At 68.9% G+C, this 26,037-nt stretch carries 24 protein-coding genes; 17 read left to right on the top strand and 7 right to left on the bottom strand.

Features of this window, described 5'->3' with window-relative positions; all coding sequences use genetic code 11:
- Nucleotides 1-19: 19 nt before the first annotated feature.
- From C3B61_RS10815 to holA, 5 genes are all read left to right on the top strand, one after another.
- Nucleotides 20-1,546, top strand: coding sequence for an anthranilate synthase component I family protein (locus C3B61_RS10815; protein WP_244285911.1), 1,527 nt, complete (start codon nt 20-22; stop codon nt 1,544-1,546).
- Nucleotides 1,547-1,640: 94 nt separating this feature from the next.
- Nucleotides 1,641-4,217 carry a leucine--tRNA ligase gene (gene leuS / locus C3B61_RS10810; RefSeq protein ID WP_088457983.1) on the top strand — a complete coding sequence of 859 codons (2,577 nt, stop codon included), beginning with the start codon at nt 1,641-1,643 and terminating at the stop codon, nt 4,215-4,217.
- A gap of 220 nt (nt 4,218-4,437) precedes the next feature.
- On the top strand, nt 4,438-5,235 hold the full coding sequence (locus tag C3B61_RS10805; RefSeq protein ID WP_103460594.1) for a helix-hairpin-helix domain-containing protein: 798 nt from the start codon (nt 4,438-4,440) through the stop codon (nt 5,233-5,235).
- An 11-nt stretch (nt 5,236-5,246) separates the two neighbouring features.
- Nucleotides 5,247-7,676: a ComEC/Rec2 family competence protein gene (locus C3B61_RS10800; protein ID WP_165791153.1), complete on the top strand. Its 2,430-nt coding sequence runs from the start codon at nt 5,247-5,249 to the stop codon at nt 7,674-7,676.
- Between the two features lie 26 nt (nt 7,677-7,702).
- Complete coding sequence (gene holA, locus C3B61_RS10795) at nt 7,703-8,746, top strand: DNA polymerase III subunit delta (RefSeq protein ID WP_103460592.1); 1,044 nt, start codon at nt 7,703-7,705, stop codon at nt 8,744-8,746.
- 36 nt (nt 8,747-8,782) lie between these two features.
- Here the strand turns inward: holA and C3B61_RS19885 are convergent, their stop codons facing one another.
- The 5 genes from C3B61_RS19885 to C3B61_RS10770 form a co-directional block, all read right to left on the bottom strand.
- The gene (locus C3B61_RS19885) at nt 8,783-9,472 is read right to left on the bottom strand and encodes a hypothetical protein (protein ID WP_208858806.1); all 690 of its coding nucleotides are present in this window, start codon (nt 9,470-9,472) and stop codon (nt 8,783-8,785) included.
- A gap of 127 nt (nt 9,473-9,599) precedes the next feature.
- Nucleotides 9,600-9,860: a 30S ribosomal protein S20 gene (gene rpsT / locus C3B61_RS10785; protein WP_088456096.1), complete on the bottom strand. Its 261-nt coding sequence runs from the start codon at nt 9,858-9,860 to the stop codon at nt 9,600-9,602.
- 119 nt (nt 9,861-9,979) lie between these two features.
- Entirely contained in the window at nt 9,980-10,747 is a 768-nt protein-coding gene (locus C3B61_RS10780) for an alpha/beta fold hydrolase (RefSeq protein ID WP_103460591.1), read from the bottom strand.
- Entirely contained in the window at nt 10,747-11,403 is a 657-nt protein-coding gene (locus C3B61_RS10775) for a response regulator transcription factor (protein ID WP_088456098.1), read from the bottom strand. Before C3B61_RS10775 ends, C3B61_RS10780 begins: the two co-directional genes overlap by 1 nt.
- Complete coding sequence (locus tag C3B61_RS10770; protein WP_244285910.1) at nt 11,400-12,665, bottom strand: sensor histidine kinase; 1,266 nt, start codon at nt 12,663-12,665, stop codon at nt 11,400-11,402. The genes C3B61_RS10775 and C3B61_RS10770 overlap by 4 nt, the downstream gene beginning before the upstream one ends.
- Nucleotides 12,666-12,777: 112 nt before the next feature.
- On the opposite strand from C3B61_RS10770, the gene lepA reads away from it, so the two are divergent.
- The 3 genes from lepA to hemW are packed head-to-tail and all read left to right on the top strand — an operon-like array spanning nt 12,778 to nt 16,515.
- The gene (lepA, locus tag C3B61_RS10765; RefSeq protein ID WP_088456099.1) at nt 12,778-14,631 is read left to right on the top strand and encodes a translation elongation factor 4; all 1,854 of its coding nucleotides are present in this window, start codon (nt 12,778-12,780) and stop codon (nt 14,629-14,631) included.
- Between the two features lie 5 nt (nt 14,632-14,636).
- Nucleotides 14,637-15,284 (top strand): DUF1990 family protein, encoded by a 648-nt coding sequence (locus C3B61_RS10760; protein WP_103460590.1) that lies wholly within the window; start codon nt 14,637-14,639, stop codon nt 15,282-15,284.
- Nucleotides 15,285-15,288: 4 nt separating this feature from the next.
- Nucleotides 15,289-16,515, top strand: coding sequence for a radical SAM family heme chaperone HemW (hemW, locus tag C3B61_RS10755; protein ID WP_103460589.1), 1,227 nt, complete (start codon nt 15,289-15,291; stop codon nt 16,513-16,515).
- A gap of 19 nt (nt 16,516-16,534) precedes the next feature.
- Here hemW and C3B61_RS10750 read toward each other — a convergent pair whose 3' ends face one another.
- On the bottom strand, nt 16,535-16,909 hold the full coding sequence (locus C3B61_RS10750; RefSeq protein WP_088456102.1) for a DUF4870 domain-containing protein: 375 nt from the start codon (nt 16,907-16,909) through the stop codon (nt 16,535-16,537).
- Nucleotides 16,910-17,018: 109 nt separating this feature from the next.
- Nucleotides 17,019-17,420: a DUF4870 domain-containing protein gene (locus C3B61_RS10745; RefSeq protein ID WP_088456103.1), complete on the bottom strand. Its 402-nt coding sequence runs from the start codon at nt 17,418-17,420 to the stop codon at nt 17,019-17,021.
- 202 nt (nt 17,421-17,622) lie between these two features.
- On the opposite strand from C3B61_RS10745, the gene hrcA reads away from it, so the two are divergent.
- The 9 genes from hrcA to C3B61_RS10700 all read left to right on the top strand — a co-directional run.
- Nucleotides 17,623-18,642, top strand: a complete 1,020-nt coding sequence (hrcA, locus tag C3B61_RS10740) for a heat-inducible transcriptional repressor HrcA (protein WP_088456104.1) — start codon at nt 17,623-17,625, stop codon at nt 18,640-18,642.
- 58 nt (nt 18,643-18,700) lie between these two features.
- Complete coding sequence (dnaJ, locus tag C3B61_RS10735; RefSeq protein ID WP_088456105.1) at nt 18,701-19,807, top strand: molecular chaperone DnaJ; 1,107 nt, start codon at nt 18,701-18,703, stop codon at nt 19,805-19,807.
- An 11-nt stretch (nt 19,808-19,818) separates the two neighbouring features.
- Nucleotides 19,819-20,580, top strand: a complete 762-nt coding sequence (locus C3B61_RS10730; protein ID WP_103460588.1) for a 16S rRNA (uracil(1498)-N(3))-methyltransferase — start codon at nt 19,819-19,821, stop codon at nt 20,578-20,580.
- 19 nt (nt 20,581-20,599) lie between these two features.
- Nucleotides 20,600-20,962 (top strand): HIT domain-containing protein, encoded by a 363-nt coding sequence (locus tag C3B61_RS10725; RefSeq protein ID WP_088456107.1) that lies wholly within the window; start codon nt 20,600-20,602, stop codon nt 20,960-20,962.
- A 64-nt stretch (nt 20,963-21,026) separates the two neighbouring features.
- Nucleotides 21,027-22,040 carry a PhoH family protein gene (locus C3B61_RS10720; protein WP_103460659.1) on the top strand — a complete coding sequence of 338 codons (1,014 nt, stop codon included), beginning with the start codon at nt 21,027-21,029 and terminating at the stop codon, nt 22,038-22,040.
- Nucleotides 22,037-22,504, top strand: coding sequence for an rRNA maturation RNase YbeY (gene ybeY, locus C3B61_RS10715; RefSeq protein WP_088456108.1), 468 nt, complete (start codon nt 22,037-22,039; stop codon nt 22,502-22,504). Before C3B61_RS10720 ends, ybeY begins: the two co-directional genes overlap by 4 nt.
- Complete coding sequence (locus C3B61_RS10710) at nt 22,501-23,829, top strand: hemolysin family protein (protein WP_103460587.1); 1,329 nt, start codon at nt 22,501-22,503, stop codon at nt 23,827-23,829. The genes ybeY and C3B61_RS10710 overlap by 4 nt, the downstream gene beginning before the upstream one ends.
- Nucleotides 23,813-24,715 carry a GTPase Era gene (era, locus tag C3B61_RS10705; protein ID WP_088456110.1) on the top strand — a complete coding sequence of 301 codons (903 nt, stop codon included), beginning with the start codon at nt 23,813-23,815 and terminating at the stop codon, nt 24,713-24,715. Before C3B61_RS10710 ends, era begins: the two co-directional genes overlap by 17 nt.
- A gap of 192 nt (nt 24,716-24,907) precedes the next feature.
- Nucleotides 24,908-26,037, top strand: a 1,130-nt coding sequence (locus C3B61_RS10700) for a hypothetical protein (RefSeq protein ID WP_133160281.1), incomplete at its 3' end; no start/stop codon positions are given.

Below are 26,037 nucleotides of genomic sequence, written 5' to 3'. Positions count from 1 at the left end.
CGCACCCTAGGCTGGACGGGTGCCGACCACCTCCAGCCGCCCCGACCGGGGCCTCCCGGTGCACTCAGAGGCGTTGCGCTCGGTTTCGCTGCCGCACTGGCTTGACCCTGCCGATGCCTTCGACCTGCTGTACGCGGAGTCGCCGTACGCCGTCTGGCTGGATGCCGGGGCCGGCGCGAGCACCGGGGTGAGCTACCTCGCCGCCGCGCACCACGGCTCGCGGTTCGTTACTGCATCGGCCCGCGCCGGCACCGTAACCTGCTCCCGGCCGATGGACCCCGCTACGGCACCCGTCACGTCGGTCAGCACCGTCTTCGACTTCCTTCGGTCGGAACCGGTTGGCGCCGAGGCAGCCTCAGCCGACGCCAGGGACGACGTCGGTTTCCGGCTCGGCTGGGTGGGCTGGTTCGGCTACGGACTGGTCAGGTCGGGGGAGGCGTCCGACAGCCTCGCGGTCGGCCCGGCGCCCGACGCGGCGCCTGACGCAGCGCTGCTTTGTGTGGACCGAGCCATCGCCTTCGACCACGCTGCGCGCACCGTCACGCTGCTGGCCCGCGCGGCGGCGGGGGAGCCGGGGAACGACGTCGAGGACTGGCTGCTCGACACCGCCCGCCGTTTCGACGCCCGGCTGGCTGGCGCACCCGTCGCGGCCCACCGGCCGCAGACACCCGCCGCGCCGCCCGAGGTGCGCTGGCGGCATGACAGGGCGCAGTACACCCGGCTGATCGGCGCCTGTCAGGAGCGCATCGCGGCGGGCGACGCCTACCAGCTCTGCCTCACCAACGAAGTCACCGTCAGCGGCCGCTTCGACCCCCTCGATGTCTACAGCGCGCTGCGCGTCGGGAGCCCGAGCCACCACGGCGGTCTGCTCAGATTCGGCGCGCATGCGCTGTTGAGCGCCTCGCCGGAGGAATTCCTCTCCGTGAGCCCGCGGGGGAGGGTGCGCACCCGCCCCATCAAGGGCACCAGGCCCCGGTCCCTCGACCCGGCAACCGACCGGATGCTGGCCTCGGAGCTGCTCGCCAGCGACAAGGAGCGGGCGGAGAACCTCATGATCGTCGACCTCATGCGCAACGACCTGGGCCGCGTCGCCGCGCTCGGCACTGTCGCCGTGACGTCGCTGCTGCAGGTGGAAAGCTACCCGCACGTGCATCAGCTGGTCAGCACGGTCGAGGCGCGCCTCGCGCCCGGCCTGACGCCGGTCGACGCCATCGAGGCCTGCTTCCCAGCCGGATCGATGACCGGGGCGCCCAAGACCAGCGCCATGAGTATCCTCCGGGGGCTCGAGGGCGGCGAGCGCGGCGTCTACGCCGGCGCGTTCGGCTACCTCGGTTGTGACGGCGCCGTCGATCTGGCCATGGTCATCCGCAGTATCGTGCTCGGCCCGGCCGGCGCCTCCATCGGGACCGGCGGTGGGATCACCGCTCTGTCGGTGGCCGACGAGGAAATCGAGGAGACCCGAATCAAAGCCAGGGCCCTGATCGGCGCGATCCTGGCCTCCGCCGCGGCGCCGGACCCGGCGGATGGCCAGGGTTTAGTAACCTAGGAGCTTGGGCGTCGCCAACGGGGTACATACCCGCTGTGCAGAACGCCACCTCACCACAATGAATGAGAGTCACGTGGCACACGAGCACGACACCATGTCCAACGGCCCCGAGGACGAAGACGGTTACGACTTCGCCGCCATCCAGGCGAAGTGGGCGCCGATCTGGGACGAGCTGGAGCCGTTCCGCACCAGCGACCCCGACGACACCCGGCCGCGCAAGTACGTGCTGGACATGTTCCCGTACCCGTCCGGCGACCTGCACATGGGCCACGCCGAGGTGTACGCGCTCGGCGACATCGTCGCTCGCTACTGGCGCCAGCAGGGCTTCAACGTGCTGCACCCGATCGGCTGGGACTCCTTCGGCCTGCCCGCCGAGAACGCCGCCATCAAGCGCGGCATCGACCCGCGCGGCTGGACCTACGACAACATCGCGCAGCAGAAGAAGAGCATGAAGCTCTACGCGGCATCCTTCGACTGGTCCCGCGAGCTGCACACCAGCGACCCCGAGTACTACAAGTGGAACCAGTGGCTGTTCCTGCAGCTGTACAAGAAGGGCCTGGCCTACCGCAAGGACAGCTGGGTCAACTGGGACCCGATCGACCAGACCGTGCTCGCCAACGAGCAGGTGCTCGCCGACGGCACCAGCGAACGCAGCGGCGCCGTCGTGGTGAAGAAGAAGCTCACCCAGTGGTACTTCAAGATCACCGACTACGCCGACCGCTTGCTCGATGACCTCAACCAGCTCGAGGGCACCTGGCCGGCCAAGGTCCTGAACATGCAGCGCAACTGGATCGGCCGCTCCATCGGCGCCGACGTCGACTTCACTATCGAAGGTCGCGCGGAGCCGGTCAGCGTCTTCACGACCCGCCCGGACACCCTCTTCGGTGCCACGTTCATGGTCGTCGCCCCCGACGCCGACCTGGCCGCCGACCTCGTCGCCGACGCCTCACCCGAGGTACGCGAGCGCTTCGCGGCGTACCTGGTGCAGGTGCAGAACAGCACAGAGATCGAACGCCAGGCCACCGACCGGGAGAAGACCGGCGTCTTCCTCGAACGGTACGCGATCAACCCCGCCAACGGTGAGCGCCTGCCGATCTGGGCCGCGGACTACGTGCTGGCCGACTACGGTCACGGCGCCGTGATGTCGGTTCCGGCCCACGACCAGCGCGACCTCGACTTCGCCCTGCGGTTCGACCTGCCGGTACGCGTCGTCGTGGACACCACGGCGCCGGTCACCGGTGTCATCCCGGTGATCACCCCGGGGATGCTGGACGGCTCCGAAGAACTGCCGTCCCTCGACTCCGACGCCCTCGACCCCGCCCAGACCGGCGTCGCGCTCACCGGCGACGGCCGCCTGGTCAACTCCGGGGCCCTCAACGGCCTCACCAAGGCCAACGCCATCAAGCGGATGATCGACAAGCTCGTCGCCGACGGCACCGGGCGGGCGGCCAAGAACTACCGCCTGCGCGACTGGCTGATCTCCCGCCAGCGCTACTGGGGAACCCCGATCCCGATCATTCACGGCGAAGACGGCACCGAGATCCCGGTGCCTGAAGACCAGCTGCCGGTGCTGCTGCCGCCCACTGACGGCCTCGACCTCAAGCCCAAGGGCACCTCCCCGCTCGGTGGTGCCGCGGACTGGGTGAACGTCGTGAACCCGATTGACGGTACCCCGGCCAAGCGCGACGCCGACACCATGGACACCTTCGTGGACAGCTCCTGGTATTTCCTGCGCTTCCTCAACCCCACCGACGACACCAAGGCGTTCGACCCGAAGGAAGCCGACAAGTGGGCCCCCGTCGACCAGTACGTCGGAGGCGTCGAGCACGCCATCCTGCATCTGCTCTACGCCCGCTTCATCACCAAGGTGCTCTTCGACCTCGGCTACGTCACCTTCACCGAACCGTTCACGGCTCTGCTGAACCAGGGCATGGTCATCCTCGACGGTGCCAAGATGTCCAAGAGCAAGGGCAACCTGGTCTATTTCACGGAGGAGGTCGACAAGTACGGCGTCGACGCCGTCCGGTTGACCATGGCGTTCGCCGGCCCGCCCGAAGACGACATCGACTGGGCCGACGTGTCCCCGGTCGGTTCGGCGAAGTTCCTGGCCCGTGCCTGGCGCGTCGCGCGCGACGTCACCAGCGCCCCGGATGTGGAGTGGAAGACCGGGGACGTTGCCCTGCGCCGCGTCACCCACCGGTTCCTGGCCGACGCCCCTTCGCTGATCGAGTCGTTCAAGTTCAACGTCGTCGTGGCGCGAATGATGGAGCTCGTCAACGCGACCCGCAAGGTGATCGATACCGGTGCCGGACCGGCCGATGCCGCCGTGCGCGAAGCCGCCGAGGTCACCGCGATGGCGTTGAACCTGTTCTCCCCGTACACGGCCGAAGACATGTGGGAGCGGCTCGGCTACGAACCGTGCGTCGCGCTCGCCCTGTGGCGGAAGCCCGACCGCAGCCTCCTGGTCGCCGAGTCGGTGACCGCGGTGGTGCAGGTCGACGGCAAGGTGCGCGACCGCCTCGAGGTTTCCCCGAAGATCAGCAGCGACGATCTCGAGGCCCTCGCCCGTGCATCGGCCGCCGCGATCCGTTCGATCGGCGACCGCGAGATCATCAAGGTGATCGTGCGGGCGCCCCGGATGGTGAGCATCGTCACCAAGCCCGCCGCTTAGGCCGCACGCCCCGCCTCCACAGGCGGGCCCGGCTCCGCCCCGCGCACAGGTTCCCCTGAGGGCCGGTGCGCGGGGCGGAGCGCTGTAACCACCACAACGCGGACCGGCTCTAAAACCCCGGCGCCCCGCGGTGGGTTCCTCCACAGGCTGGCCGGTAGTCGCCCCGACACAGATTCCTCACGGAACCGGTGCGAGCGGCGGCGCTGTTTAGCCTGTCCGCATGGATTTTGACCCGTTCGCCAGTTTGACGCCGTCATCCCGCCCGCGCTCTGGGAGGCCAGGGGCCCTGTCGGCCGGCCCCGGCCGCACCCGGATACGCGTCGGGGTGGGCGCGGCCATCGTCCTGTTGCTCGCGGCGCTCGGCATCAGCGTGACCGTGACCGCCATCGGGCAGGTCGGCCACAGCGTTGCGGTACCGGCGAATCCGGGCGCGGACCCGCTGGTGGACGACGCGACTGCGAGCCAGACAGCGGGTCCGCCCACCGGCGCGACCCCGGAAGCACAGGCCGACCCGCGCGGCACCGGTGCGCCGACCGGCGAAGCGGAAGCGCCCGGAGTGTTTGTGCACGTGCTGGGTGCCGTCGCGCATCCCGGTCTTTTCGAAGTGCACGAGGGTGCCAGGGTCATCGACGTGGTCGCCGCCGCTGGCGGTCTGCTGCCCACCGCAGACGAGGCCGGCCTCAATCTGGCCAGACTCGTCGCCGACGGCGAGCAGCTCTACGTTCCGGCGCACGGCGAGGTCGTGCCCGGTCCGCCTGCCGGGGCGCAGGCCGGAGGCGCCGGGACGCCCGGCGGCGCACCGGGAACCGGAAACGGGGGTGCGGCGGCGAAAGTCGACCTCAACACGGCCACGTTGGCGGACCTCGACACACTGCCTCGGATCGGACCGGTTATGGCCCAGCACATCCTCGACTACCGCGCGGCGGAGGGCAGATTCGCGAGCATCGACGACCTGCGCAATGTGACCGGGATCGGCGAGAAGACCTTCGCCGCGCTCACGGACCTGATCACCGTATGAACCAGGACGGCATGACCCGAAGCCGGAACAGTGTGGACCTGCGGCTGGTGCTGCCGGCCATGGCATGTTGGTTGTCGGCCGGGCTGCTGGTGGCGACGACGACGGATGCCGCCCTCGTGGCCGGCCTGGCTGCGGCCGCCGCTATCCTGCTGACCGTTGGTGCACTCGTGACCGGGTCGCGAGCACGTGGCGCGGGCTTCCTGGTGGAGCGCGTCCGCCCGGTACTGGCCACCCTGGCCGTGTGCTGCGCTGCGGCCGCATTGGCCGGGCTGTCCGTCGCGGTGCAGGCGCCGGTGCGGTTGCCCGAATCCGTTCGCGCCGTCGCAGCCGAACACGGCGAGGCCTCAGTGGTTCTCACGGTCTGGTCGGCGCCGGCGCAGAGTCGCCGGTCGGCCATCGGGGGTGGGGTGCAGATGCGGTTCCGGGCCACGCTCACCTCCATCGGCGAGCCACCCGGTCAGGCGAGCACGGGGGAGGCTTCCCCAGCCGGGACCGGCCTGTCGGTGCCCGCCGTCGTATTCGCCCCGGCATCCGCTGAGACCCCCGCCATCGGCGCTGGGATCCGGATGACGGGCACTCTCGGCGCAACGGAGCCGGGTGACGCGGCCGCCGTCCTGATCTTCGGGCGAGCCCCACCGGAACCGGTTCACCCCGCGCCGTGGTGGCTGGCCTGGGCGAACGCCGTTCGCGAGGGGTTCGCGACAGCGTCCGCCGAGCTGCCCGGTGATGGAGCCGGCCTGCTGCCCGGGCTGGCGATCGGCGACACCACGGCGGTGGATGACAGCCTCGACCAGGACATGAAGACGAGCTCGCTCAGCCACCTCACCGCGGTGTCCGGAGCCAATTGCGCCATTGTGCTCGCCATCGTCCTGGTGGCAGCAGCCGCGCTGGGCCTCGGCCGGGTGTGGCGGCTGGTCTGCGGGCTGGTCGTGCTGGCCGGCTTCGTGGTGCTCGTCACTCCGGAACCGAGCGTGGTGAGGGCCGCGACCATGGCGACCATCGTTCTGCTGTCAGGTTCGCTCGGTCGGCCAGGGCGGGGACTCCCTGCCCTGGCCATGGCCTCGCTGTGTCTGCTGATCTTCGATCCCTGGCTGGCCCGCAATTACGGCTTCGCGCTGTCGGTGCTGGCCACCCTCGGGCTGCTGGTGCTGGCAGGGCCGCTCAGCCGACGGCTCAGACGCTGGCTTCCCACACCCGTCGCCGCGGTACTCTCGATCCCGATCGCCGCTCAGCTGGCCTGCCAGCCGGTGCTGGTCATGCTCAGTCCGACGCTCCCGATGTACGGGGTGCCGGCAAACCTGCTCGCAGCCCCCGCCGCGCCGGTGGCCACTGTCGCCGGCCTGGTCGCCTGTCTGCTCCTGCCCTGGGCACCCGTTCTCGCGACCCCGCTGGTGTGGCTGGCCTGGCTGCCGGCCACCTGGATCGCCGCTGTCGCGACCACGACCGCCGGTATGCCTGCCAACAGCCTGCCCTGGCCGGGTGGACCGTTCGGAGTGGTCCTCGTCGTGGCCTGTACCGTCGCCGTGCTGACTCTGCTTGCCGCCCGCGGCTCCGGCCGGGTGGCAGTGCTGGTGCGGACCGTCAGCGGGACCTTGGTCTGCGTGGTCGCCGGGTGGGCGATCGGAGGCGCGGTCGGCTACGAGCTGGGCCGGGCCGCAGTCTTTCCCCCGGCCTGGCAGATCGCCGCCTGCGACATCGGCCAGGGCGATGCCGTGCTCGTGCGTGACGGTGCGTCGGTCGCGCTCGTCGACGTGGGCCCGGACCCGGCGCTGCTGGCCGACTGCCTGGACACCCTCGGCGTCGACAGGGTCGATCTGCTGGTCCTCACCCACTACGACCTGGACCACATCGGCGGTCTGGCCGCGGTGATCGGCCGGGTGGACACCGCACTGGTGGGCCGGCCGGAGACCAGCCAGGATGCGGCGCTGCTCGACCGGCTCGCCGCCGGCGGGGCCGACGTACGCGAAACCGCCCGCGGCGACACCGGCGCCCTCGGCGCACTGACCTGGGAGATCCTGTGGCCGATCCGCGGCTCGACCTTCATGCAGACCGGGAACCCCGGTAGCGTCAGCATGGCGTTCGACGGCGGCGGCATCCGGTCGCTTTTCCTCGGCGACCTCGACGAAGAGGCGCAAAAGGGGCTGATGGCCGCCGGTCAGATCGCTGCCGTCGACGTGGTCAAGGTCGCCCATCACGGTTCTCGCGACCAGAGTGCCGCCCTCTACGCCGAGATCGAGGCGAGCATCGGAGTCGTATCGGTCGGTGCGGACAACGGCTACGGACACCCCACCAGGTCGGTGCTCGACATCCTCGGCGCGGCGGGAACCACCGTGCTGCGCACCGACCGGGACGGGATGGTGGTGGTCGCGCCCGGCACCGGTGCCCCGACGGCCCGCCGGGGACTCGTGGTCTGGACGGAGAAGGTCACAGGTGCCGGTTAGGCTGGGTTGGTAGCGAAGGGAGCCGCGTGGCCGCACGAACAACCGCACAGGCACGAGCCGGCAAACCGGCCCCCAAGGCCGGCGCGGCGAAGATCCCGCAGCTCGCCTGGCATCAGGTGCGCCCGGCGCCCGTCGTGCTCGTCTCTGGCACCGAGACCTTCCTCGCCGAACGCGCCATCCGGTCGCTGCGGGACTTCCTCAAGCTGGAGGACCCCAGCCTCGAGGTCAGCGACATTCAGGCCGACAGCTACGCGCCCGGTGAGCTGCTCACCCTGGCCAGCCCCTCGCTGTTCGGCGAGCCGCGGCTGATCCGCGTGAGCAACGTCGAGAAGTGCAGCGACACCTTCCTCACCGAGGCCATCGATTACCTGCAGAACCCCGCAGACGACACCTACGTCGTGCTGCGCCACGGCGGCGGCGTGCGCGGCAAGAAGCTCCTGGACACCATCCGCAGCGGCGTGGGCGGCGCCGTGGAAGTGGTCTGCGCCGAGCTCAAGAAGGATTCGGACAAGCACGACTTCGCCACCGCCGAATTCCGCTCGGCGGGCAAAAGAGTCACCCCGAGCGCATTGCGGTCGCTGGTGGCCGCGTTCTCCGACGACCTGGCCGAGCTCTCCGCCGCCTGCCAGCAGCTCATCGCCGACACCGGAGCCGAGGTCACCGAGACCACGGTAGACCGCTATTACGGCGGCCGAGTCGAGACCAACGCGTTCAAGGTCGCCGATTCCGCCATCGCCGGGCGTCTCGGCGAGGCACTCGTCACCCTGCGGCACGCGCTGTCGTCAGGAGCCGACCCGGTCCCGATCGTCGCCGCGTTCGCCAGCAAGATCCGCACCATGGCGAAGCTGTTCGGCGTGCGCGGCGGGTCCGCCCAGCTGGCGGCCACCTACAGCCTGGCCCCCTGGCAGGTGGAGCGCGCCCAACGCGATCTGCGCGGCTGGAGCGATGACGGTCTGGCCCGGTGCATCGTGATGCTCGCCGAGACCGACGCGGCCGTGAAGGGCGCCGGCAGAGACCCGATCTTCGCCCTCGAGCGGCTCGTCACGGTCATCGCCAAACGCGGCGAATGAGGGCGGCCGGTCACGGACCGGGCGGCCGAGGCCGACTCAGGGCTGGCCGGACACCGTGACCGACGAGCGGTTCAGGTAGATCCACACCCCGTCGGTGAACTCGGGGTCGCCGCAGATATCCCCGCTCACCTTCACCGGCAAAATGGTCGAGGAGCCGGCCAGATCGGCCCGCGATGCCGTCGCGGCGAACGACGCCGGCAGGGACGGGCAGTATTCCAGTTGGACCCTGCCATACAGGTCGGTGAACTGCACCATGATCCGCTGGGTGGGCATCGGCAACAGTACCGTGAGCACCACCGCGAGAGCGGCCAGCGCGAGGCCGACGACGCCGAACACCGACCCGAGGATGGTCAGCCCCCGCCGAGGGGCTGCCGTGTGTGCTGCCGGGTGCGCTGCAGGCTGAGCTGCGGGCTGCGCGGCAGCTTCGGTGGCCGGCGGCGCTGCGGCGGGCGCGGTGATGGACAGTGCGGCGGTGGACGGTGCCGTGTTGGGGGGCGCGGTGGGCAGCGAGGCCGCGAACAGGACGCAGGCCCCGGTCAACACGAGGATGAAACCGAGCAGCCCCGCGAACACCCAGGGGTTCAGGCCCTCGTATGCGGTGACTGCGGGGGCCGACCAGAGGCCGACGGCGATGACGGCGGCTGCCACGGCGAACGCGCCGCCGAGGAACCGGGCCTGATGGCGCCAGGCGGACGGTTTTACCGGGCCGGTCTGCTCGCTTGTCACGACGCCACCATAGCGTCGGCCGGGCACCTCGGAAAGGGCCGGCCGGATCCGGCGGCAACACAGAAAACCCCCGCCCAGGAGGGCGGGGGTGTGTCTGTACTTCTGAACTGCTGAAGAGCGGTGCTGCTTAGAGCGCGTTGACAGCCTTGGCGATAGCGGACTTCTTGTTCGCTGCCTGGTTCTGGTGGATGACGCCCTTGCTGACGGCCTTGTCGAGCTTCTTGGAAGCAACGGCGAGGCTGGCGACAGCCTTGTCCTTGTCACCAGCGGTGACGGCGAGGCGCGTGGCCCGGATGGCGGTCTTGAACTCGCTCTTGACCGCCTTGTTGCGCTCCTGCGACTTCTTGTTCGTGAGGATCCGCTTGATCTGCGACTTGATGTTTGCCACGTTTTATACGCTTTCGTTAGGTTCTTGTTCGGATGGGCCGCCCGGCGATAGAGGGCACCGTGCGGCGAAAATCGTGTGGGGTGGGACCCAACACGCAAGCCAACAGGCAACGATACCAGTTATCTGCCCGGCTGGCTGACCGAATCGGGCGAGTTCTGATCGAGATCGGCCTCGATCTCAGTGATGATGCGCCTGAGCACAGTATCAAACCGGTGCGGCCGATGCAGGCTGACCAGGTGGCCGGCCCCGGGAACCGTCACGAGGGTGCCTCGCTGCGCCGCCACGAGGAACCGTCGTTGGTGCAGGCGGAAGTGATCGTACGCGCCGTTGACCAGCCAGACCGGTCCGGGAAACGCCCTGAGATCGGCTAGCGGCGACAATCGCCCCGTCGCCGCGAGGCCCGCGTCCATGACGTCCAGGCCTACGCCGCCGGCGAGCACATCCCGCACCCCGGCCGGCGGGAGCATCCGCCGGACCAGGAAGGTGTGCAGCCAGAGACCGCGGTCCGGGAACCTGTGGATGATCCGGGCGAGCCAGCGATAGGCGGCCAGTCCCGGCCCGCCCGGTTCGAACGACGACCCGGCGGCCACCAGGCCGAGCACCCGGTCCGGGTTCCTGGCCGCGTAGGCGATGGCGTAGTAGCCGCCGAGCGACAGCCCGACGAGCAGCACCGGCCCCTCGACGGCGTCCACCGCCCCATCAATGGCACCGAGCGCACCGTCGAGGGTGAACGGCTCGCCCAGGCGCGAGCCGTGGCCGGGCAGGTCAACGGCGACAACCGGATGTCCCGCCGCCTCCAGCCACTCCAGCTGGTGCCGCCACATGCTGGCCGAGGTGCGGATCCCGTGCACGAGCACGACGGGGACCCGGTAACCGGCGGTGGGCATCAGGCGCCCCGCAGGGTGCCCGACGCGCGGGCGCTGGCGACGGCGGAGGTCCGCGAGCCGACGCCGAGCTTGCCGAAGATGTGCACAAGGTGCGACTTCACCGTCGCCTCGCTGAGGAACAGGTCCTGGCCGATCTGCCGGTTGGAGCGGCCGGCCGCCACGAGGGCAAGCACCTCGACCTCGCGGGGGGAGAGCCGGCCCTCCGGAACGAGCGACCGGTCGGCCAGCCGGGTCACGATGGCCGGAGCGAGTGCGCTCTGTCCCGCCGCCGCGGCCCGCACGGCGGCGACGAGTTCGGCGGGCGGCGCGTCCTTGAGCAGGTACCCGCTGGCGCCGGCCTCGATGGCACCGAGGATGTCGGCATCCGTGTCGTAATTGGTGAGGATCAGCACGTGCGGGGCGCCGGGTCGGGACCGGACCAACCGGGTGGCCTCCGCGCCCTGCATGGGGGTGCCCGGTGGGTCGGTATTGGGCAGCGCACCACCGAACTGCAGGTCCATCAGCACCACGTCGACCCGGCCGGAGGCGGCCAGGGCCACGGCTTCCTCCGCCGTGCCGGCCTCCAGCTCGACCTCCAGGTCCGGCTCGGCGCCGAGCATGGCGCGCAGTCCCGCCCGCACCACGGGGTGGTCGTCCGCGAGCAGCACCCGGATCATGCCCGCGCCTGACGAATCGGGAATCGCACCGCGACCGCGGTGCCCAAGCCCGGTGCGGACTCCAGGACGAAGGAGCCGCCGAGCGCTTCGACACGTTGCCGGATGGCGACCAGGCCGAACGAGTCAGGGCTCTGAGCCGTGGCGTCCGTGAGGGTGAAGCCGCGCCCGTCGTCGACGACGTCGAGGGCCACCTCATCGGTCATGTAGCTCAGGGTGACCTCGGCACGGTTGGCGCCGGCGTGTTGGGCGACGTTGGCGAGCGAGCCCTGCGCGATCCGCAGCAGGGTCGTCTCCAGCGACATCGGCAGCGCGATCGGGTCACCCGTCACATGCAGGCTGACCCTGGTGGCATGGTCGCCGACCGGTGCGGTGCGCTCTGCCGACGAGGCGAGCCTGGCGAGTGCGCCCGGCAGGGTCTGGCTGTCCAGGGCCGGCGGGGTGAGCTCCCGAATGAACCGGCGGGTCTCCTGCAGATTGGCTGCCGCGGTATCCCTGGCCAGGCGCAGGTGCTCCAGGGCCGCCGGATCGGACACCCGGCCCTCGACGGCGTGCAACAGCATCTGGATGCTCGACAGCCCCTGCGCCACGGTGTCGTGGATCTCCCTGGCCAGGCGTTCCCTCTCGGCGAGGGTGCCCGCGTCACGTGCGGTGGCCGCCAGCTCGGTGCGGGTGGTGAGCAGATCTTCGATCAGGTTCTGCCGTTCGGCGGCCTCGCGCAGCAGTGCCCGGTAGCCCAGGCCCACCGCCACCGCCACGCCCGCGCCCACCAGCGGGCCGAGGGTGGCGCCCAGGCTCAGGCCCACGTGGAAGCTCATCGCCCAGATCGTCAACAGCACGCTGAGCAGGACCAGGGGGATGCCGGCCCTGAGGGGCAGCACGTGCAGCTGCAGGAAGAACAGCGGGAAAACGATGAAGGCGGCATCCGGTGCCAGCAGGGTCAGTGCGAGCCACTCCACCAGCAGCACGGCCATCCAGACCGGCACGACCCATCGCCACGGCCGCCGGCGGGCCAGCTCGCTGCCGCCGACATAGCTGGCCAGGAAGAGCAGCGACAGGCTCACCACGGCGACGGGGTTCGGCACCGCCCCCAACAGGGTCCGCACGATGACCAGCCCGGTCAGCCCGATGATCAGAACGTGCAGGCCGATCCGCAGGCCGGAGAACACCGGGGTGAGCGCTGAGTGCGGAAGACCCTCGCCGATGCTGGCGGGCGGCATGGGATCCCGGCGGAGCGGGGACGTGCGGAGTGCGAGGCTGGACATGGTGCGCCCAGCCTAATCAGGACCGCTGGTTCCGTCATCCGTCGAATGGATGACCGACTGCCACCCGGGCAGGTCACACCGATGCTGCGGGGCATGGGAGAATTGGGCCATCATGTCACCGAGAGCTCTCAAGGCGCTGGAACCGGCCGCCACCGCCCCCGCGTTCATCCGTAACTTCTGCATCATCGCGCACATCGACCACGGCAAGTCCACGCTGGCCGACCGGATGCTTCAGATCACCGGCGTCGTCGACGACCGTTCCATGCGTGCCCAGTACCTGGACCGGATGGACATCGAACGCGAACGCGGCATCACCATCAAGAGCCAAGCGGTGCGGATGCCGTGGGAGATGGACGGTCAGACCTACGCGCTGAACATGATCGACACCCCCGGCCACGTCGACTTCACCTACGAGGTCTCCCGCAGCCTGGCGGCCTGCGAGGGCGCCATCCTGCTCGTCGACGCCGCCCAGGGCATCGAAGCCCAGACCCTGGCCAACCTCTACCTGGCGCTCGAGAACGACCTCACCATCATCCCGGTGCTCAACAAGATCGACCTGCCGGCCGCCGACCCCGACAAGTACGCCAAGGAGCTCGCCAGCCTCATCGGCGGCAGCCCCGACGACGTGCTTCGGGTCTCCGGCAAGACCGGCGTCGGCGTGTCCGAACTGCTCGACCGGGCCACCTCGCTGATCCCCGCCCCCGTCGGCGACGCGAACGCGCCGGCCCGCGCCATGATCTTCGACTCCGTCTACGACAGCTATCGCGGCGTCGTCACCTACGTGCGCATGATCGACGGGCACCTCAGCCCGCGCGAGAAGATCCAGATGATGTCGACCCGCGCCACCCACGACATCCTCGAGATCGGCGTCACCAGCCCGGAACCCACCCCCAGCAAGGGCCTGGGCGTCGGAGAGGTCGGCTACCTGATCACCGGCGTGAAGGACGTGCGCCAGTCCAAGGTCGGCGACACCGTCACCACCGCGATGAAGCCCGCCACCGAGGCGCTGCCCGGCTACACCGAACCCAAGCCGATGGTGTTCTCCGGCCTGTACCCGATCGACGGCAGCGACTACCCGGCGCTGCGCGAAGCGCTCGACAAGCTCAAGCTCTCGGATGCGTCGCTGGTCTACGAGCCCGAAACCTCCGTCGCCCTCGGCTTCGGCTTCCGGTGCGGCTTCCTCGGCCTGCTGCACCTGGAGATCATCACCGAGCGCATCGACCGGGAGTTCAACCTCGACCTGATCACCACCGCGCCCAGCGTGATCTACGAGGTCACCACCGACGACAAGAAGACCGTCACGGTCACCAACCCGAGCGAGTTCCCCAACGGCAAGATCGCTGTCGTCGAGGAACCCATCGTCAAGGCCGCGATCCTCGCGCCCAAGGACTACGTCGGCGTGATCATGGAACTCTGCCAGGGTCGCCGCGGCACCCTGCTCGGCATGGAGTACCTCGGTGAGGACCGGGTCGAGATCCGGTACACGATGCCGTTGGGCGAGATCGTGTTCGACTTCTTCGACCAACTCAAGAGCAAGACCGCCGGCTACGCGTCCCTCGACTACGAGCCCATCGGCTCGCAGGAGGCCGACCTGGTCAAGGTCGACATCCTGCTGCAGGGCGAACAGGTCGACGCGTTCAGCGCCATCGTGCACCGCGACAAGGCCTACGACTACGGCGTACTGATGACCGGACGGCTCCGGAAGCTCATCCCGCGCCAGCAGTTCGACGTGCCCATCCAGGCCGCCATCGGAGCCCGCATCATCGCCCGCGAATCGATCAGCGCCATCCGCAAGGACGTCCTCGCCAAGTGTTACGGCGGCGACATCTCCCGCAAGCGCAAGCTGCTGGAGAAGCAGAAGGAAGGCAAGAAGCGCATGAAGATGGTCGGCAGGGTCGAGGTTCCGCAGGAGGCTTTCATCGCCGCACTCTCCGGCGACGAGCCGGCCAAGAAGGAAAAGAAGTAACGATCATGCGCCGCTCGACCTTCACCGACGCCGCCGTGACCTACGCCGCCATCGGCGGCACCCTGGCCCCCGACCTGATGCGCTACCCGCCCAAGGGCCACCGCCCGCTGGAGCGTACGGTGCGCCTGGGCAGCGGCGAGGAACGGTTCCGGGTGGCCACGACGGCGTTGATGAGCTGGGGCATCCAGCGCGGCAGCGGCATCGACGTCACCGACCTCGACGCCGGCACCGGCGTGCAGTACACCGGCATCGTCTTCACCGAGAACGGCACCCCGGCGCCCAACCAGGAACACCCGGTGAACGAGGCCACCTTCGCCGAGGACGGCACCGCGTTCATCAGCAACGGGATGACCGCCAAGCTGGCCATCCCCACCGGCCCGTTCACCGTCGCCGCACCGGTGCGGGTCGTCTACGTCATCGACGAGGCCGACAAGATCGGCTTCGCCTACGGAACCATGCGCGGCCACCCGCAGACCGGCGAGGAGTGCTTCATCGTCGACCGTCGCGCTGACGACTCCGTCTGGCTCACCATCCGCTCCTTCTCGCGTCCCAGCACCTGGTACTACACGCTGGCCTGGCCCATCCTGCGCGTCCAGCAGGAGCGCTACACCCGCAAGTACCTGCTCGCCCTGCACCCCGTCGGACGAGGCTGACCGGATGGCTGGACCGCACCCGGTCGGCGACCCCGCACCACTGGATGGCCTCATCCCGGCTTCGGCCGCGCTCGGCGCCTCGACCCGCGACTTCGGGGTCTACCTGCACGTACCGTTCTGCAAGGTGCGCTGCGGCTACTGCGACTTCAACACCTACACCGCCACGGAACTGCGCGGGGTGAAGCAGAGCGACTACGCCAGCCAGGCGGTCCTCGAGGTGGAGTCCGCCGCCCGCATCCTGGCCGAATCCGGTGTGCCGGCCCGGCCCGCCGCGACGGTCTTCTTCGGCGGCGGCACCCCCACGCTGCTGCCCGCAGACCATCTGGTGCGGATGCTGCATGCCGTGCGCGACACCTTCGGTATCGTGCCGGGCGCCGAGATCACCACCGAGGCCAACCCTGACTCCGTCGACCTCGCCTATCTCCGCCAGCTCAAGCAGGCCGGTTTCACCCGGGTGTCCTTCGGCATGCAGTCCGCGGTACCGCGGGTCCTGGCCACCCTCGAGAGAACGCATGATCCCGAACGGGTCCCGCTCGTGGTGGCCTGGGCGCGCGAGGCGGGCCTGGACGTGAGTCTCGACCTGATCTACGGCACACCGGGGGAGACCATCGAGGATTGGCGGGCCAGCCTGGACGCGGCCATCGGCCAGCAGCCCGACCACATCAGCGCCTATTCGCTCATCGTCGAGGACGGTACCAAGCTGGCCAGGCAGATCCGCCGGGGCGAGCTCGTCCAGCCCGACGAAGACCTGCAGGCCGACTTCTACGAACTCGCGGATGCGCGTCTGGCCGAGGCCGGTTACGGATGGTACGAGGTCAGTAACTGGTCCCGGGGAACCGAACACCGGTCCCGGCACAACCTGTCCTACTGGCGCAGCGCCGACTGGTGGGGCATCGGCCCCGGCGCGCACAGCCACGTGGGTGGGGTGCGTTGGTGGAACGTCAAGCATCCGGCGGCGTACGCCGACCGCATTCTGGCCGGCCACTCACCGGCCGCCGGACGGGAAACCCTGGACGAGGCCACCCGCGAAACCGAACGGGTGCTGCTGCTCACGCGCATCCGCGAGGGAATCCCGGTGGCGACGTTGTCGGCGCTCGGCCGCCGAGAGGTCGCCGGCCTGATCGCCGACGAGCTCATCGACGCTCGCGCGGCCATCGGCGGCAACATCGAACTGACCCTCACAGGTCGGCTGCTCGCCGACGCCGTGGTGCGCCGACTGCTTACCGACTAGTGAGGCCCGGTTCTTACGATCAGCTGACGAACTTGATCGTCAGCGGGTAGGTGTACCACTCGCCCTTGTTCGCGGCGATCGCGGCCATGATGCTGAAGACGATGCTGAGGATCCAGGCGGCGGCCAGGATCAGGAAGCCGACGAGGATGACGGTGAGAATCGATCCGACCAGGTAGGCGATGGCCAGGGTGATCTGGAAGTTCAGGGCCGTCGCGGCGTGTGCGCGGATGAACGGACCGCGGTCCTTGAGCACGATGTAACCGATCAGGGCGGGCAGGAAGCCGAAGAGGATTCCGCCGATGTGGATCAGGGTCGCCCACAGCTTCTCGTCGGCCGGGCTCAGCTGGCTGGGTGCCTGGTACGGGTTGGCGGGGGGAGGCGTTGCCTCAGACATTAAATCTCCTTCGTGGGCGCTCGGGGGAGCGAGGATGGTGCTGGTCGAGCTGTCACCAGAATAGCGCCGGTCTCGGGCGCCCGCAGTGAGAAAACTAGCTGATCGGGCGCTAGTTGATCAGGCGCAGAGCGAACGGGTAGCGATACGGGCGGCCGTCGCGGGCGCTGACAAAACCGAGTACCGAGAAGATCGCGCCGATCAGCCAGAGCACCCAGGTGAGCGAGCCGAGCCCGGCCAGCAGGCCGAAGGTGAGAAGTGCCAGGACGGTGCTGAGCACGCTGATGGCGAGATAGCCGATCAACAGCGTGATCTGGAAGTTGAGCGCCTCCTTGGCCTCGCCGGCGGTGAATCGCCCGCGCTCCTTGAAGACCAGCCAGATGATCAGGGCCGGCAGGAACGAGAGGATGCCGCCCAGGTGCGCCAGGGACGCCCACAGCTTGTCCTGCTCCGGAGTCAGCGCAGCAGCGGTGCCCGACCCTGTCGGTTGTCCAGGCCCATTGGGATAGCTCATGACGATGCCCTTCGACGTGCAAGTGGATTCAGCGATGAAAAACAGCGGTGGATACCGCCACGGAGATACGTGTGCCACCACGGTACTGCGCGAATTCGTCCGTGAGCAACGGGTATCCCAGACGCCCGCGTTATGATTGGCAGTCATACGAAGAGAGTGCCAGCCGTCGGCGGCACAAACGGGAGAGGGAGGCGAGCGTCCAGTGGTATCAGACCGCAGCCTCGAAGTCCTTCGGGTCATCGTGCAGGACTACGTGGCCTCCCGCGAACCGGTCGGGTCCAAGTCGATCGTCGACCGGCACGCTTTCGGCGTCTCGGCCGCCACGATCCGCAATGACATGGCCCTGCTCGAAGAGGAAGAACTCATCGTCGCGCCGCACACGTCGTCGGGGCGCATCCCCACCGACAAGGGCTACCGACTGTTCGTGGATCACCTGGCCGACCTGCGTCCACTCACGGGCGTCCAACGGCAGGCCATCGAGGTCTTCCTCGGCCAGTCCGCCGATCTCGACGAAGTCCTCGCCCGCAGTGTCCGCCTGCTCTCCCAGCTCACCCACCAGGTGGCCCTGGTGCAATACCCCTCGTTGTCGCGGGCCACGGTCCGCCACATCGAGCTCGTGCCGCTCAGCGACACCCGGGTGCTCTCGGTGCTGATCACCGACTCCGGCAGGGTGGAGCAACGGGTCGTTGAACTGCCGCGCCCGATCGAGGAAGCCGCCCTGGCTGAGCTGCGCTCCAGGCTGAACGCCGTCGTCGGCGGCCTCGGCATGGCGGCGGCCGCCACGGCCCTGAGCGGCCCGACCGGTCTGGGATCGCCGGAGCAGACCGAGCTCGTCGATCTCATCACCGGCACCCTGCGCGATCAGGTCGGAGCGAACCGGCAGGACCGCCTGGTCATGGCCGGAGCCGCGAACCTCGTGCGCACCGAGGAAGACTTCACCGGGAGCATCTATCCGGTTCTCGAGGCCATCGAGGAGCAGGTGGTGCTGTTGCGCCTGTTCGGCGAAATGGCCACAGACCAGCACGGCGTGTCGGTGAGCATCGGCCGGGAGAACGCACCGTTCGGGCTCGGCGAGACCTCCGTGCTCACCAGCGGCTATACCTCCCGCGGCGACGCCGCCCGCCTGGGTGTGCTCGGCCCGACCCGGATGGACTACTCCAACAACATGGCGGCCGTGCGCGCCGTCGCCCGGTACCTCTCCCGACTGCTCGGCGAGAACTAGCCGCCCCACACCTATCTCGACCGCCTTCCCCACCCCAGAACCCCAAGGAGAGCCAGCTTTGGCTGACCACTACGAAGCACTCGGCGTCGCCCGCGACGCCAGCACCGACGAAATCAAGAAGGCGTACCGCAAGCTCGCCCGCCAGCTGCACCCCGACGTGAACCCCGGCGCCGAGGCGTCCGAACGGTTCAAGACCGTCACGCACGCGTACGACGTTCTCAGCGACCCCAAGCAGCGCCAGAACTACGACCGCGGCGGCTCCGGCAACGGCCAGGGCGGCGGCTTCGACGCCGGCAACTTCGGCGACATCTTCGAGACCTTCTTTGGCGGGGGCGGCGGCGGCAGCCGTGGCCCCCGATCCCGGCGTGAACGCGGCCAGGATGCCCTCATCCGCGTCGAACTCGACCTGGACGAGGTCATCTTCGGCACCCACCGCGACATCGAGGTGGACACGGCGATCGTCTGTGCCACCTGTTCGGGCACCTGCTGCCAGCCGGGTACATCCCCGGTCACCTGCGACATCTGCCACGGCACCGGCAGCATCCAGCGCGCCGTGCGTTCGCTGCTCGGCAATGTGATGACCTCCAGCCCCTGCGGCTCCTGCCGCGGCTACGGAACCATCATCGCCACCCCGTGCGTCACCTGCCAGGGCCAGGGCCGCGTGCGTGCCCGCCGCACCGTGCCGGTCGACATCCCCGCCGGCGTGGACACGGGCCTGCGCCTGCAGATGCCCGGCAGCGGCGAGGCCGGGCCGGCCGGTGGCCCGAACGGTGACCTGTACCTGGAGATGAAGGTGCGCCACCACGACGTCTTCAGCCGCGACGGTGACGACCTGCTCTGCACCCTCGAGGTGCCGATGACCGACGCGATCCTCGGAGCGACGGCCACGGTGAAGGCCCTCGACGGTGACATCGAAGTGGAACTGCGCCCCGGCGTCCAGGCCGGCGAGATCCTCACGGTCAAGGACCGCGGCGTCACGAGGCTCCGCGGCAACGGCCGCGGCGACCTGCGGGTCGGCGTGCAGGTGCTCACCCCCACCAAGCTCGACCACAAGGAGCGGGAACTGATCGAGGCCTTCGCCGCCAGGCACAAGGTTCCGGCGCCCGCCCTCAGCCAGTTCCAGCAGGGCCTGTTCGCGAAGCTCCGCGACAGGTTCCTCGGCTAGGACAACGTTCGATGGCGCACTTCTTCCTGTCAGAGGCCCTCGGCGCCTCCGCCGACGGCTCGTCCACCGCGGACCCCGCGGTCGGGGCCACGGTGAGCATCACCGGGGCCGAGGCCAAGCACGCCGTCACCGTCAGCCGGGTGCGCCCGGGCGAGACCCTGCTGCTCGGTAACGGCGCCGGCCTGGTGCTCGGCGTCACGGTCCTGTCGGCCGCACCGGCCGAGCTCACGGCGAGGGTGGACACCGTGACCCGGACGCCGCCGGCCGTGCCGCGCATCCTGCTGGTACAGGCCCTGGCCAAGGGTGACCGCGACGAACTCGCCGTGCAGGCCGCCACCGAACTCGGCGTCGACGGGGTCATCGCGTGGGCCGCCGCCCGGTCGGTGGCCCGCTGGGAGGGTGTCAAGATCGCCAAGGGGCAGGCGCGCTGGTCCGCCATCGTGCGGGAGGCCAGCAAGCAGTCCATCCGGCCGTGGCTGCCGGACGTGCTGCCGCTGACCAGTACCAAGCAGCTTGCCCAGCTCGCTGGGACCAGCCGGATGCTGTTGCTCGAGCCGACCGCCGAGCTCAGGTTGACCGCGATCGCCGTGCCCACCGACGACCGGGATATCGTGCTCGTCGTCGGGCCGGAGGGCGGCATCGCCCCGAGTGAACTGGACATCCTCGAGCAGGCCGGTGCCAGCCGGGTGCGCCTGGGCGATACCGTGCTGCGCACCTCGACGGCCGGTCCCGCCGCGGTCGCCATCCTGAACGCAACCCTCGGGCGCTGGTAGGAGCGCTTAAGATAGAACCATGGCTTCCTCCGGTGCAGAACCCACGATCTTCAGCCGCATTACCGCGCGCGAAATTCCCGCGACCATCGTCGCGGAAACCGATGACATCATCGCGTTCAACGACATCGCCCCGCAGGCGCCCGTGCACGTCGTGGTGACCACGAAGTCGCAGCAGTACCGCAACGTCGGTGAACTCGCCGCGGGGGACCCTGCGCTGTTGGCCGAGCTGATCGCCGTGGCCGGCCGGGTGGCCGACGAACACTGCGCCGGTGAGTACCGCCTGGTCTTCAACACCGGAGCCTCGGCCGGTCAAACCGTCTTCCACGTGCACGCGCACGTCCTCGGCGGCGCTCTTGAGGAGGGCACGCTTGCTGCCCTCTGACGCCGAAACTCCTGACGGCGGTGCGCTCGACGTGGTGCGCAAGCTCCTGGTGGACGGCGTCGCCATGGTGCGCCTGCTCGGCCCGCAGGACCGGTTCCTCAGCACCATCGAGAAGGAATACCCCAATGTCGTCGTGCACGTGCGCGGCAACGAGGTCACCCTCACCGGCGCGGCGGTCTCCGTCGAGGCCGTGGTGCGGTTGATCGAGGAGCTCCAGCTGCTGCTCCGCACCGGCGCCGACCTCGGCGAGGCCGAGGTGAGCACCTCCGCCAGGATGCTCGGGGCCGACGCGACCTCCAGCCCCTCGACGGTGCTCGGGCAGGCCATCCTCACCTCGCGTGGCCTCACCGTGCGGCCTAAGACCCTCGGGCAGAGCGACTACGTCAACGCGATCGACGAGAACGCCATCGTCTTCGGCATCGGCCCTGCCGGCACCGGCAAGACCTACCTCGCCATGGCCAAGGCCGTGCAGGCCCTGCAGCGCAAGGAGGTCGACCGGATCATCCTCACCCGGCCGGCCGTCGAAGCCGGCGAACGGCTCGGCTTCCTGCCCGGCACCTTGACCGACAAGATCGACCCGTACCTGCGGCCGCTCTACGACGCCCTGTTCGAGATGATGGACCCCGAGCTGGTGCCCAAGCTCCTCGCGGCCGGCACCATCGAGGTGGCCCCGCTGGCCTACATGCGCGGCCGCACCCTCAACTCGGCGTTCATCGTGCTCGACGAAGCACAGAACACCACCCCGGAGCAGATGAAGATGTTCCTCACCCGCCTCGGCTTCGGCTCCCAGATGGTGGTCACCGGCGACATCACCCAGGTAGACCTGCCCGCCGGCGCCAGCGGCCTCCGCCTGGTCACCAAGGTTCTCGACGGCATCGACGACATCGCCTTCGTGCGCCTGACCAGCGCCGACGTCGTGCGCCACAGCCTCGTCGGCCGCATCGTCGACGCCTACACCGAATACGACGCGCAGAAGCAGGCCCAACGCTACGAAAGCGAACAGGCCCGCGACTTCGCCTCCCGCGCTCCGCACCAGGGGAACCCGCGCGATCGCACCCCGAAACGGAGATCCAGTTGAGCATCGAAATCAACAACGAGTCGGCCATCCCGGTCGACGAAGCCACCATCCAGCGCCTCGCCGCCTTCGCGCTGGACACCATGCATGTGCATGCCGACGCCGAACTGGCCATCGTCCTCGTGGACGAGGGCGCTATGGAAGCGCTGCACGTGCAGTGGATGGACGAGCCGGGTCCCACCGACGTCCTGAGTTTTCCGATGGACGAGCTGCGCCCGGGCACCGAAGACGCCCAGACCCCGCCGGGTCTGCTCGGCGACATCGTGCTGTGCCCGCAGGTGGCCCAGGGTCAGGCCGAAACCGCCGGCCACAGCACCCTCGACGAACTGCTGCTGCTCACCGCGCACGGCGTGCTGCACCTGCTCGGTTTCGACCACGCCGAGCCCGACGAAGAGAAAGAAATGTTCGGCATCCAGCGCGACATCCTGATCGGCTTCGCCATGCAGGAACGACGCCGGCCCCGATGATCGTCGGGTGGTTCCTGGCCGCCGCCATCCTGCTCGTCGCCTTCGGCGGGCTGATGGCCGCCGTCGATGCGGCGATCATGTCCCAGTCCAGGGCGGATATCGCCGAGCTCGCCGTGACGGCGCGATCCAAGCGGTCCCTGAGCGCGATCGCCGCCGACACCGGCGCGCACCTGAACGCCATCAACTTTGTGCGCATCATCGCGGAGACGACCGCAGCGGTGCTGGTGACCCTGGTCTTCGCCACGACCATCGACGCGATCTGGCTTGCCCTGCTGTTGTCGGCTCTGCTGATGACGGCGGTGTCCTTCGTCCTCGTCGGTGCGAGCCCCCGCAGCGTCGGTCGGGCGCATCCGCAGACCCTGCTCACGCTCACTGCCGTCCTCGTGCACTTCCTCAGGGTGCTTCTCGGCCCGGTCGCCAACGCCCTCGTCGCCCTCGGCAACCGGGTGACCCCCGGCCGCAGCCGGCTTGCCACGTTCACCTCAGAGGACCAGCTGCTGAGCATGGTCGACGAGGCCACCGAACTCGACGTGATCGAGGAAGACGACCGCGAGCTGATCCACTCGATCTTCGAGTTCAGTGAGACCGTCGTGCGCGAGCTCATGATCCCGCGCACCGACATGGTCACCATCGACGCCGATTCCAGCGTCGGTGCGGCGATGGGTCTGTTCCTCAGCAAGGGCTTTTCCCGGGTCCCCGTGGTCGACGGCGAAGTCGACGACGTGACAGGCATCCTGTATCTGCGGGACGTGTCCAGGCTGGTCTACGAACGGCCCCGCAACCTCGAGACGTTGCGGGTGGGCGAACTCGCCAAACCCGCCCAGTTCGTGCCGGAGTCCAAGAAGGCCGACGCGCTGCTGCGCCAAATGCAACTGGAGTCGAACCACCTGGCCATGGTCGTCGACGAGTACGGCGGCATCGCCGGCCTGGTCACCCTCGAGGACCTGATCGAGGAACTCGTCGGGGACATCTCTGACGAGTACGACCGGGACGTCGTCGAGATCGAGGATCTCGGCCACGGCCGTTTCCGGGTCAGCGCCCGCCTGCCCGTCGATGAACTCGGCGAACTCTTCGACCTCGACCTCGACGACGACGAGGTCGACTCCGTCGGCGGACTGTTGGCCAAGGCGCTCGGCAGGTTGCCGGTCGCCGGCTCCGAAGCCAGAACCAGCGGGTTGATCCTCACCGCGGAGCGAACCGAGGGTCGACGCAAACGAATCAGCACAGTGCTGGTTGAACCAGACAAGGCGTTGAGAAACGCACAGTCCGCATTCCTGGGAATGCCGGACACCGAAGGAGCACACGGCAATGACACAAGAACCTGATTTCCGGGCGGGATTTGTATCCTTCGTCGGGCGCCCCAACGTGGGCAAGTCCACCCTGACGAACGCCCTGGTGGGGGAGAAGGTGGCGATCACCTCGTCGAAGCCGCAGACCACCCGCCGCGCCATCCGGGGCATCGTGCACCAGAAGAACGGCCAGCTGATCCTGGTCGATACCCCCGGCATCCACCGGCCCCGCACGCTTCTCGGTGAGCGGTTGAACAGTCTCGTGCAGTCGACGCTCAGCGGCGTCGACGTCGTCGGCCTGTGCATCCCGGCCAACGAGCCGATCGGCCCCGGCGACAAGTTCATCAACGAACAGCTGGACAACTTCCCGCGCGCCAAGAAGGTGGCCATCGTCACGAAGATCGACATGTCCTCCAAGACCAGCGTCGCCAACCAGCTTCTCGCGGTCTCGCAGCTGCGCGACTGGGAGGCGATCGTGCCGATCTCGGCGACCAGCCGCATCCAGCTCGATGTGCTCAGCAGCGAGCTGCTGCGCCTGCTGCCGCTCAGCGACGCGCCGCTGTACCCGGCGGATGCCGTCACCGACGAAAGCCTGGAATCGCGCATCTCCGAGTACATCCGCGAGGCGGCGCTAGAGGGCGTCACCGACGAACTGCCGCACTCGATCGCCGTGACCATCGACGACATCATCGAACGTGACGACCAGGAACTCGTCGAAATCTACGCCAACCTCTTCGTGGAGCGGGACAGCCAGAAGGGCATCATCATCGGCAAGTCGGGCAGCCGGCTCAAAGACGTCGGCATGCGCGCCCGCAAGCAGATCGAACCTCTCGTCGGCAAGCGGGTATTCCTCTCGTTGCGGGTCAAGGTCGCCAAGGAATGGCAGCGCGACCCGAAGCAGCTCGGTCGGCTGGGCTTCTAACCGAGCGCCCGGTCGGGTCCGGTCGCAGCAGGCCCTGGAACCTGTCCTCGAGGGCGACCGACCCCGCCCATCGGTCGACCCTGTCGAGACCCTCGCTGCCCGCCCCTTTAGCTCAGAACTGTGTTCGATATGTGCTTGAGAATTTGCTGACGTTTCCTCGCATATAGGTGCGATTCGTGAGAGAATGGGGGTATGGACGACGAGCTGGATAGTGGCTCCACCGCACCGACGGGAACGACTCCCACCGGGTCGAACCTGCACGACTGGAACACTGGCCTGGCCGGTCCGGATCCTTTCACGGCACTGGATGCCCACAGTTTGAGCGGCACCATCGACATGAAGGCCGACACTGCAGCCGGCCCTGCAGTCGGCCCTGCGACTGGCCCTGTCGCGGGCTCGTCCCGTCCCGGCCAGACCGGTCGGGGCCGCTCTAAGCCACGGCCTGAGTGGAGAGACCCGGCCGAGCTGCCCGGGGTGCAGGGCGCGCATACCGGTGCGTTCGGTCAGAAGCTCCAGGCGTTGGATGATGCGGCGCGGACGGTGATGGCGGTGATGGACTCCATTGACGTGAACGCGTTGAGTGACCCGGAGGTGGTCGCGTTGACGCAGATGGTCGAGCGCACCGGTCGGCCGGTGGATGCGGCCCGGGTGGCCACGGCGACCGTGGTGGGTTACCGGGCTCGTACGGGGTTGGGTTCCGAGTCGTTGGCGTGGCGGTTGGGCGCCTCGCACCCCACGGATTTGCTGATTCGGTTGACGGGCATGTCGGGTCCGGAGATGAAACGACGCGTGGCCCTGGGTGAGAAGGTCGCACCGCGGATGCTGGGCGGCACGGTCCTCGAGCCCGAGTTCCCGTTCGTGGCCGCGGCACTGACCGCCGGGGAGATCGGCATCGACGCGGCCGAGAACATCGTCAAGGGCCTGGCCGACTACAAGGTGCACGGCCGCTTCGATGCAGACCAGTCGCTGGTGGACGGCGGTGAAGCCGAGCTGGTGGAATCGGCAACCGGGTCGGTATTCGGCCGCACCCCCGGACCCGGCGACATCGCCATCGCCACCGATACCGATACCGATACCGATACCGATGGTGCCGGGCCTGCCTGCACGGGGCCGGTCCGCCGTCTGGGTGCGTCGGCGGGGTTCACTTTTCCGGCGGACCGGATTCGGGAGATGGCGGCGACGTGGCAGGCGGTGTTGAACCCGGACGGTGCCGCGCCCACCGTGGAGATCCTCGAGGCCAAGTCCACGTTCTCGTTCGGCAAGCTCAGCCAAGGCCTGCACCCGCTGCGCGGTGGGGTGACGCCGGAGCTCAAGGGCATCAT

It is taken from the genome of Cryobacterium zongtaii, assembly GCF_002909375.1.
GTDB lineage: Bacteria > Actinomycetota > Actinomycetes > Actinomycetales > Microbacteriaceae > Cryobacterium > Cryobacterium zongtaii.
The sequence above is the reverse complement of the archived record's forward strand: the minus strand, read 5'-3'. Positions and strand labels throughout refer to the sequence as shown.

Coding starts and splice junctions, on each gene's coding strand:
- C3B61_RS10780 (WP_103460591.1), bottom strand. CDS start 10,747: ATGCCCACCGCCGGTTACCGGGTCCCCGTCGTGCTCGTGCACGGGATC.
- C3B61_RS10770 (WP_244285910.1), bottom strand. CDS start 12,665: ATGTCCAGCCTCGCACTCCGCACGTCCCCGCTCCGCCGGGATCCCATG.
- C3B61_RS10750 (WP_088456102.1), bottom strand. CDS start 16,909: ATGTCTGAGGCAACGCCTCCCCCCGCCAACCCGTACCAGGCACCCAGC.
- C3B61_RS10710 (WP_103460587.1), top strand. CDS start 22,501: ATGATCGTCGGGTGGTTCCTGGCCGCCGCCATCCTGCTCGTCGCCTTC.
- C3B61_RS10800 (WP_165791153.1), top strand. CDS start 5,247: ATGACCCGAAGCCGGAACAGTGTGGACCTGCGGCTGGTGCTGCCGGCC.
- leuS (WP_088457983.1), top strand. CDS start 1,641: ATGTCCAACGGCCCCGAGGACGAAGACGGTTACGACTTCGCCGCCATC.
- C3B61_RS10730 (WP_103460588.1), top strand. CDS start 19,819: ATGGCGCACTTCTTCCTGTCAGAGGCCCTCGGCGCCTCCGCCGACGGC.
- C3B61_RS10760 (WP_103460590.1), top strand. CDS start 14,637: ATGCGCCGCTCGACCTTCACCGACGCCGCCGTGACCTACGCCGCCATC.
- lepA (WP_088456099.1), top strand. CDS start 12,778: ATGTCACCGAGAGCTCTCAAGGCGCTGGAACCGGCCGCCACCGCCCCC.
- C3B61_RS10725 (WP_088456107.1), top strand. CDS start 20,600: ATGGCTTCCTCCGGTGCAGAACCCACGATCTTCAGCCGCATTACCGCG.
- hemW (WP_103460589.1), top strand. CDS start 15,289: ATGGCTGGACCGCACCCGGTCGGCGACCCCGCACCACTGGATGGCCTC.
- C3B61_RS10805 (WP_103460594.1), top strand. CDS start 4,438: ATGGATTTTGACCCGTTCGCCAGTTTGACGCCGTCATCCCGCCCGCGC.
- C3B61_RS10720 (WP_103460659.1), top strand. CDS start 21,027: ATGGTGCGCCTGCTCGGCCCGCAGGACCGGTTCCTCAGCACCATCGAG.
- C3B61_RS10745 (WP_088456103.1), bottom strand. CDS start 17,420: ATGAGCTATCCCAATGGGCCTGGACAACCGACAGGGTCGGGCACCGCT.
- C3B61_RS10775 (WP_088456098.1), bottom strand. CDS start 11,403: ATGATCCGGGTGCTGCTCGCGGACGACCACCCCGTGGTGCGGGCGGGA.
- era (WP_088456110.1), top strand. CDS start 23,813: ATGACACAAGAACCTGATTTCCGGGCGGGATTTGTATCCTTCGTCGGG.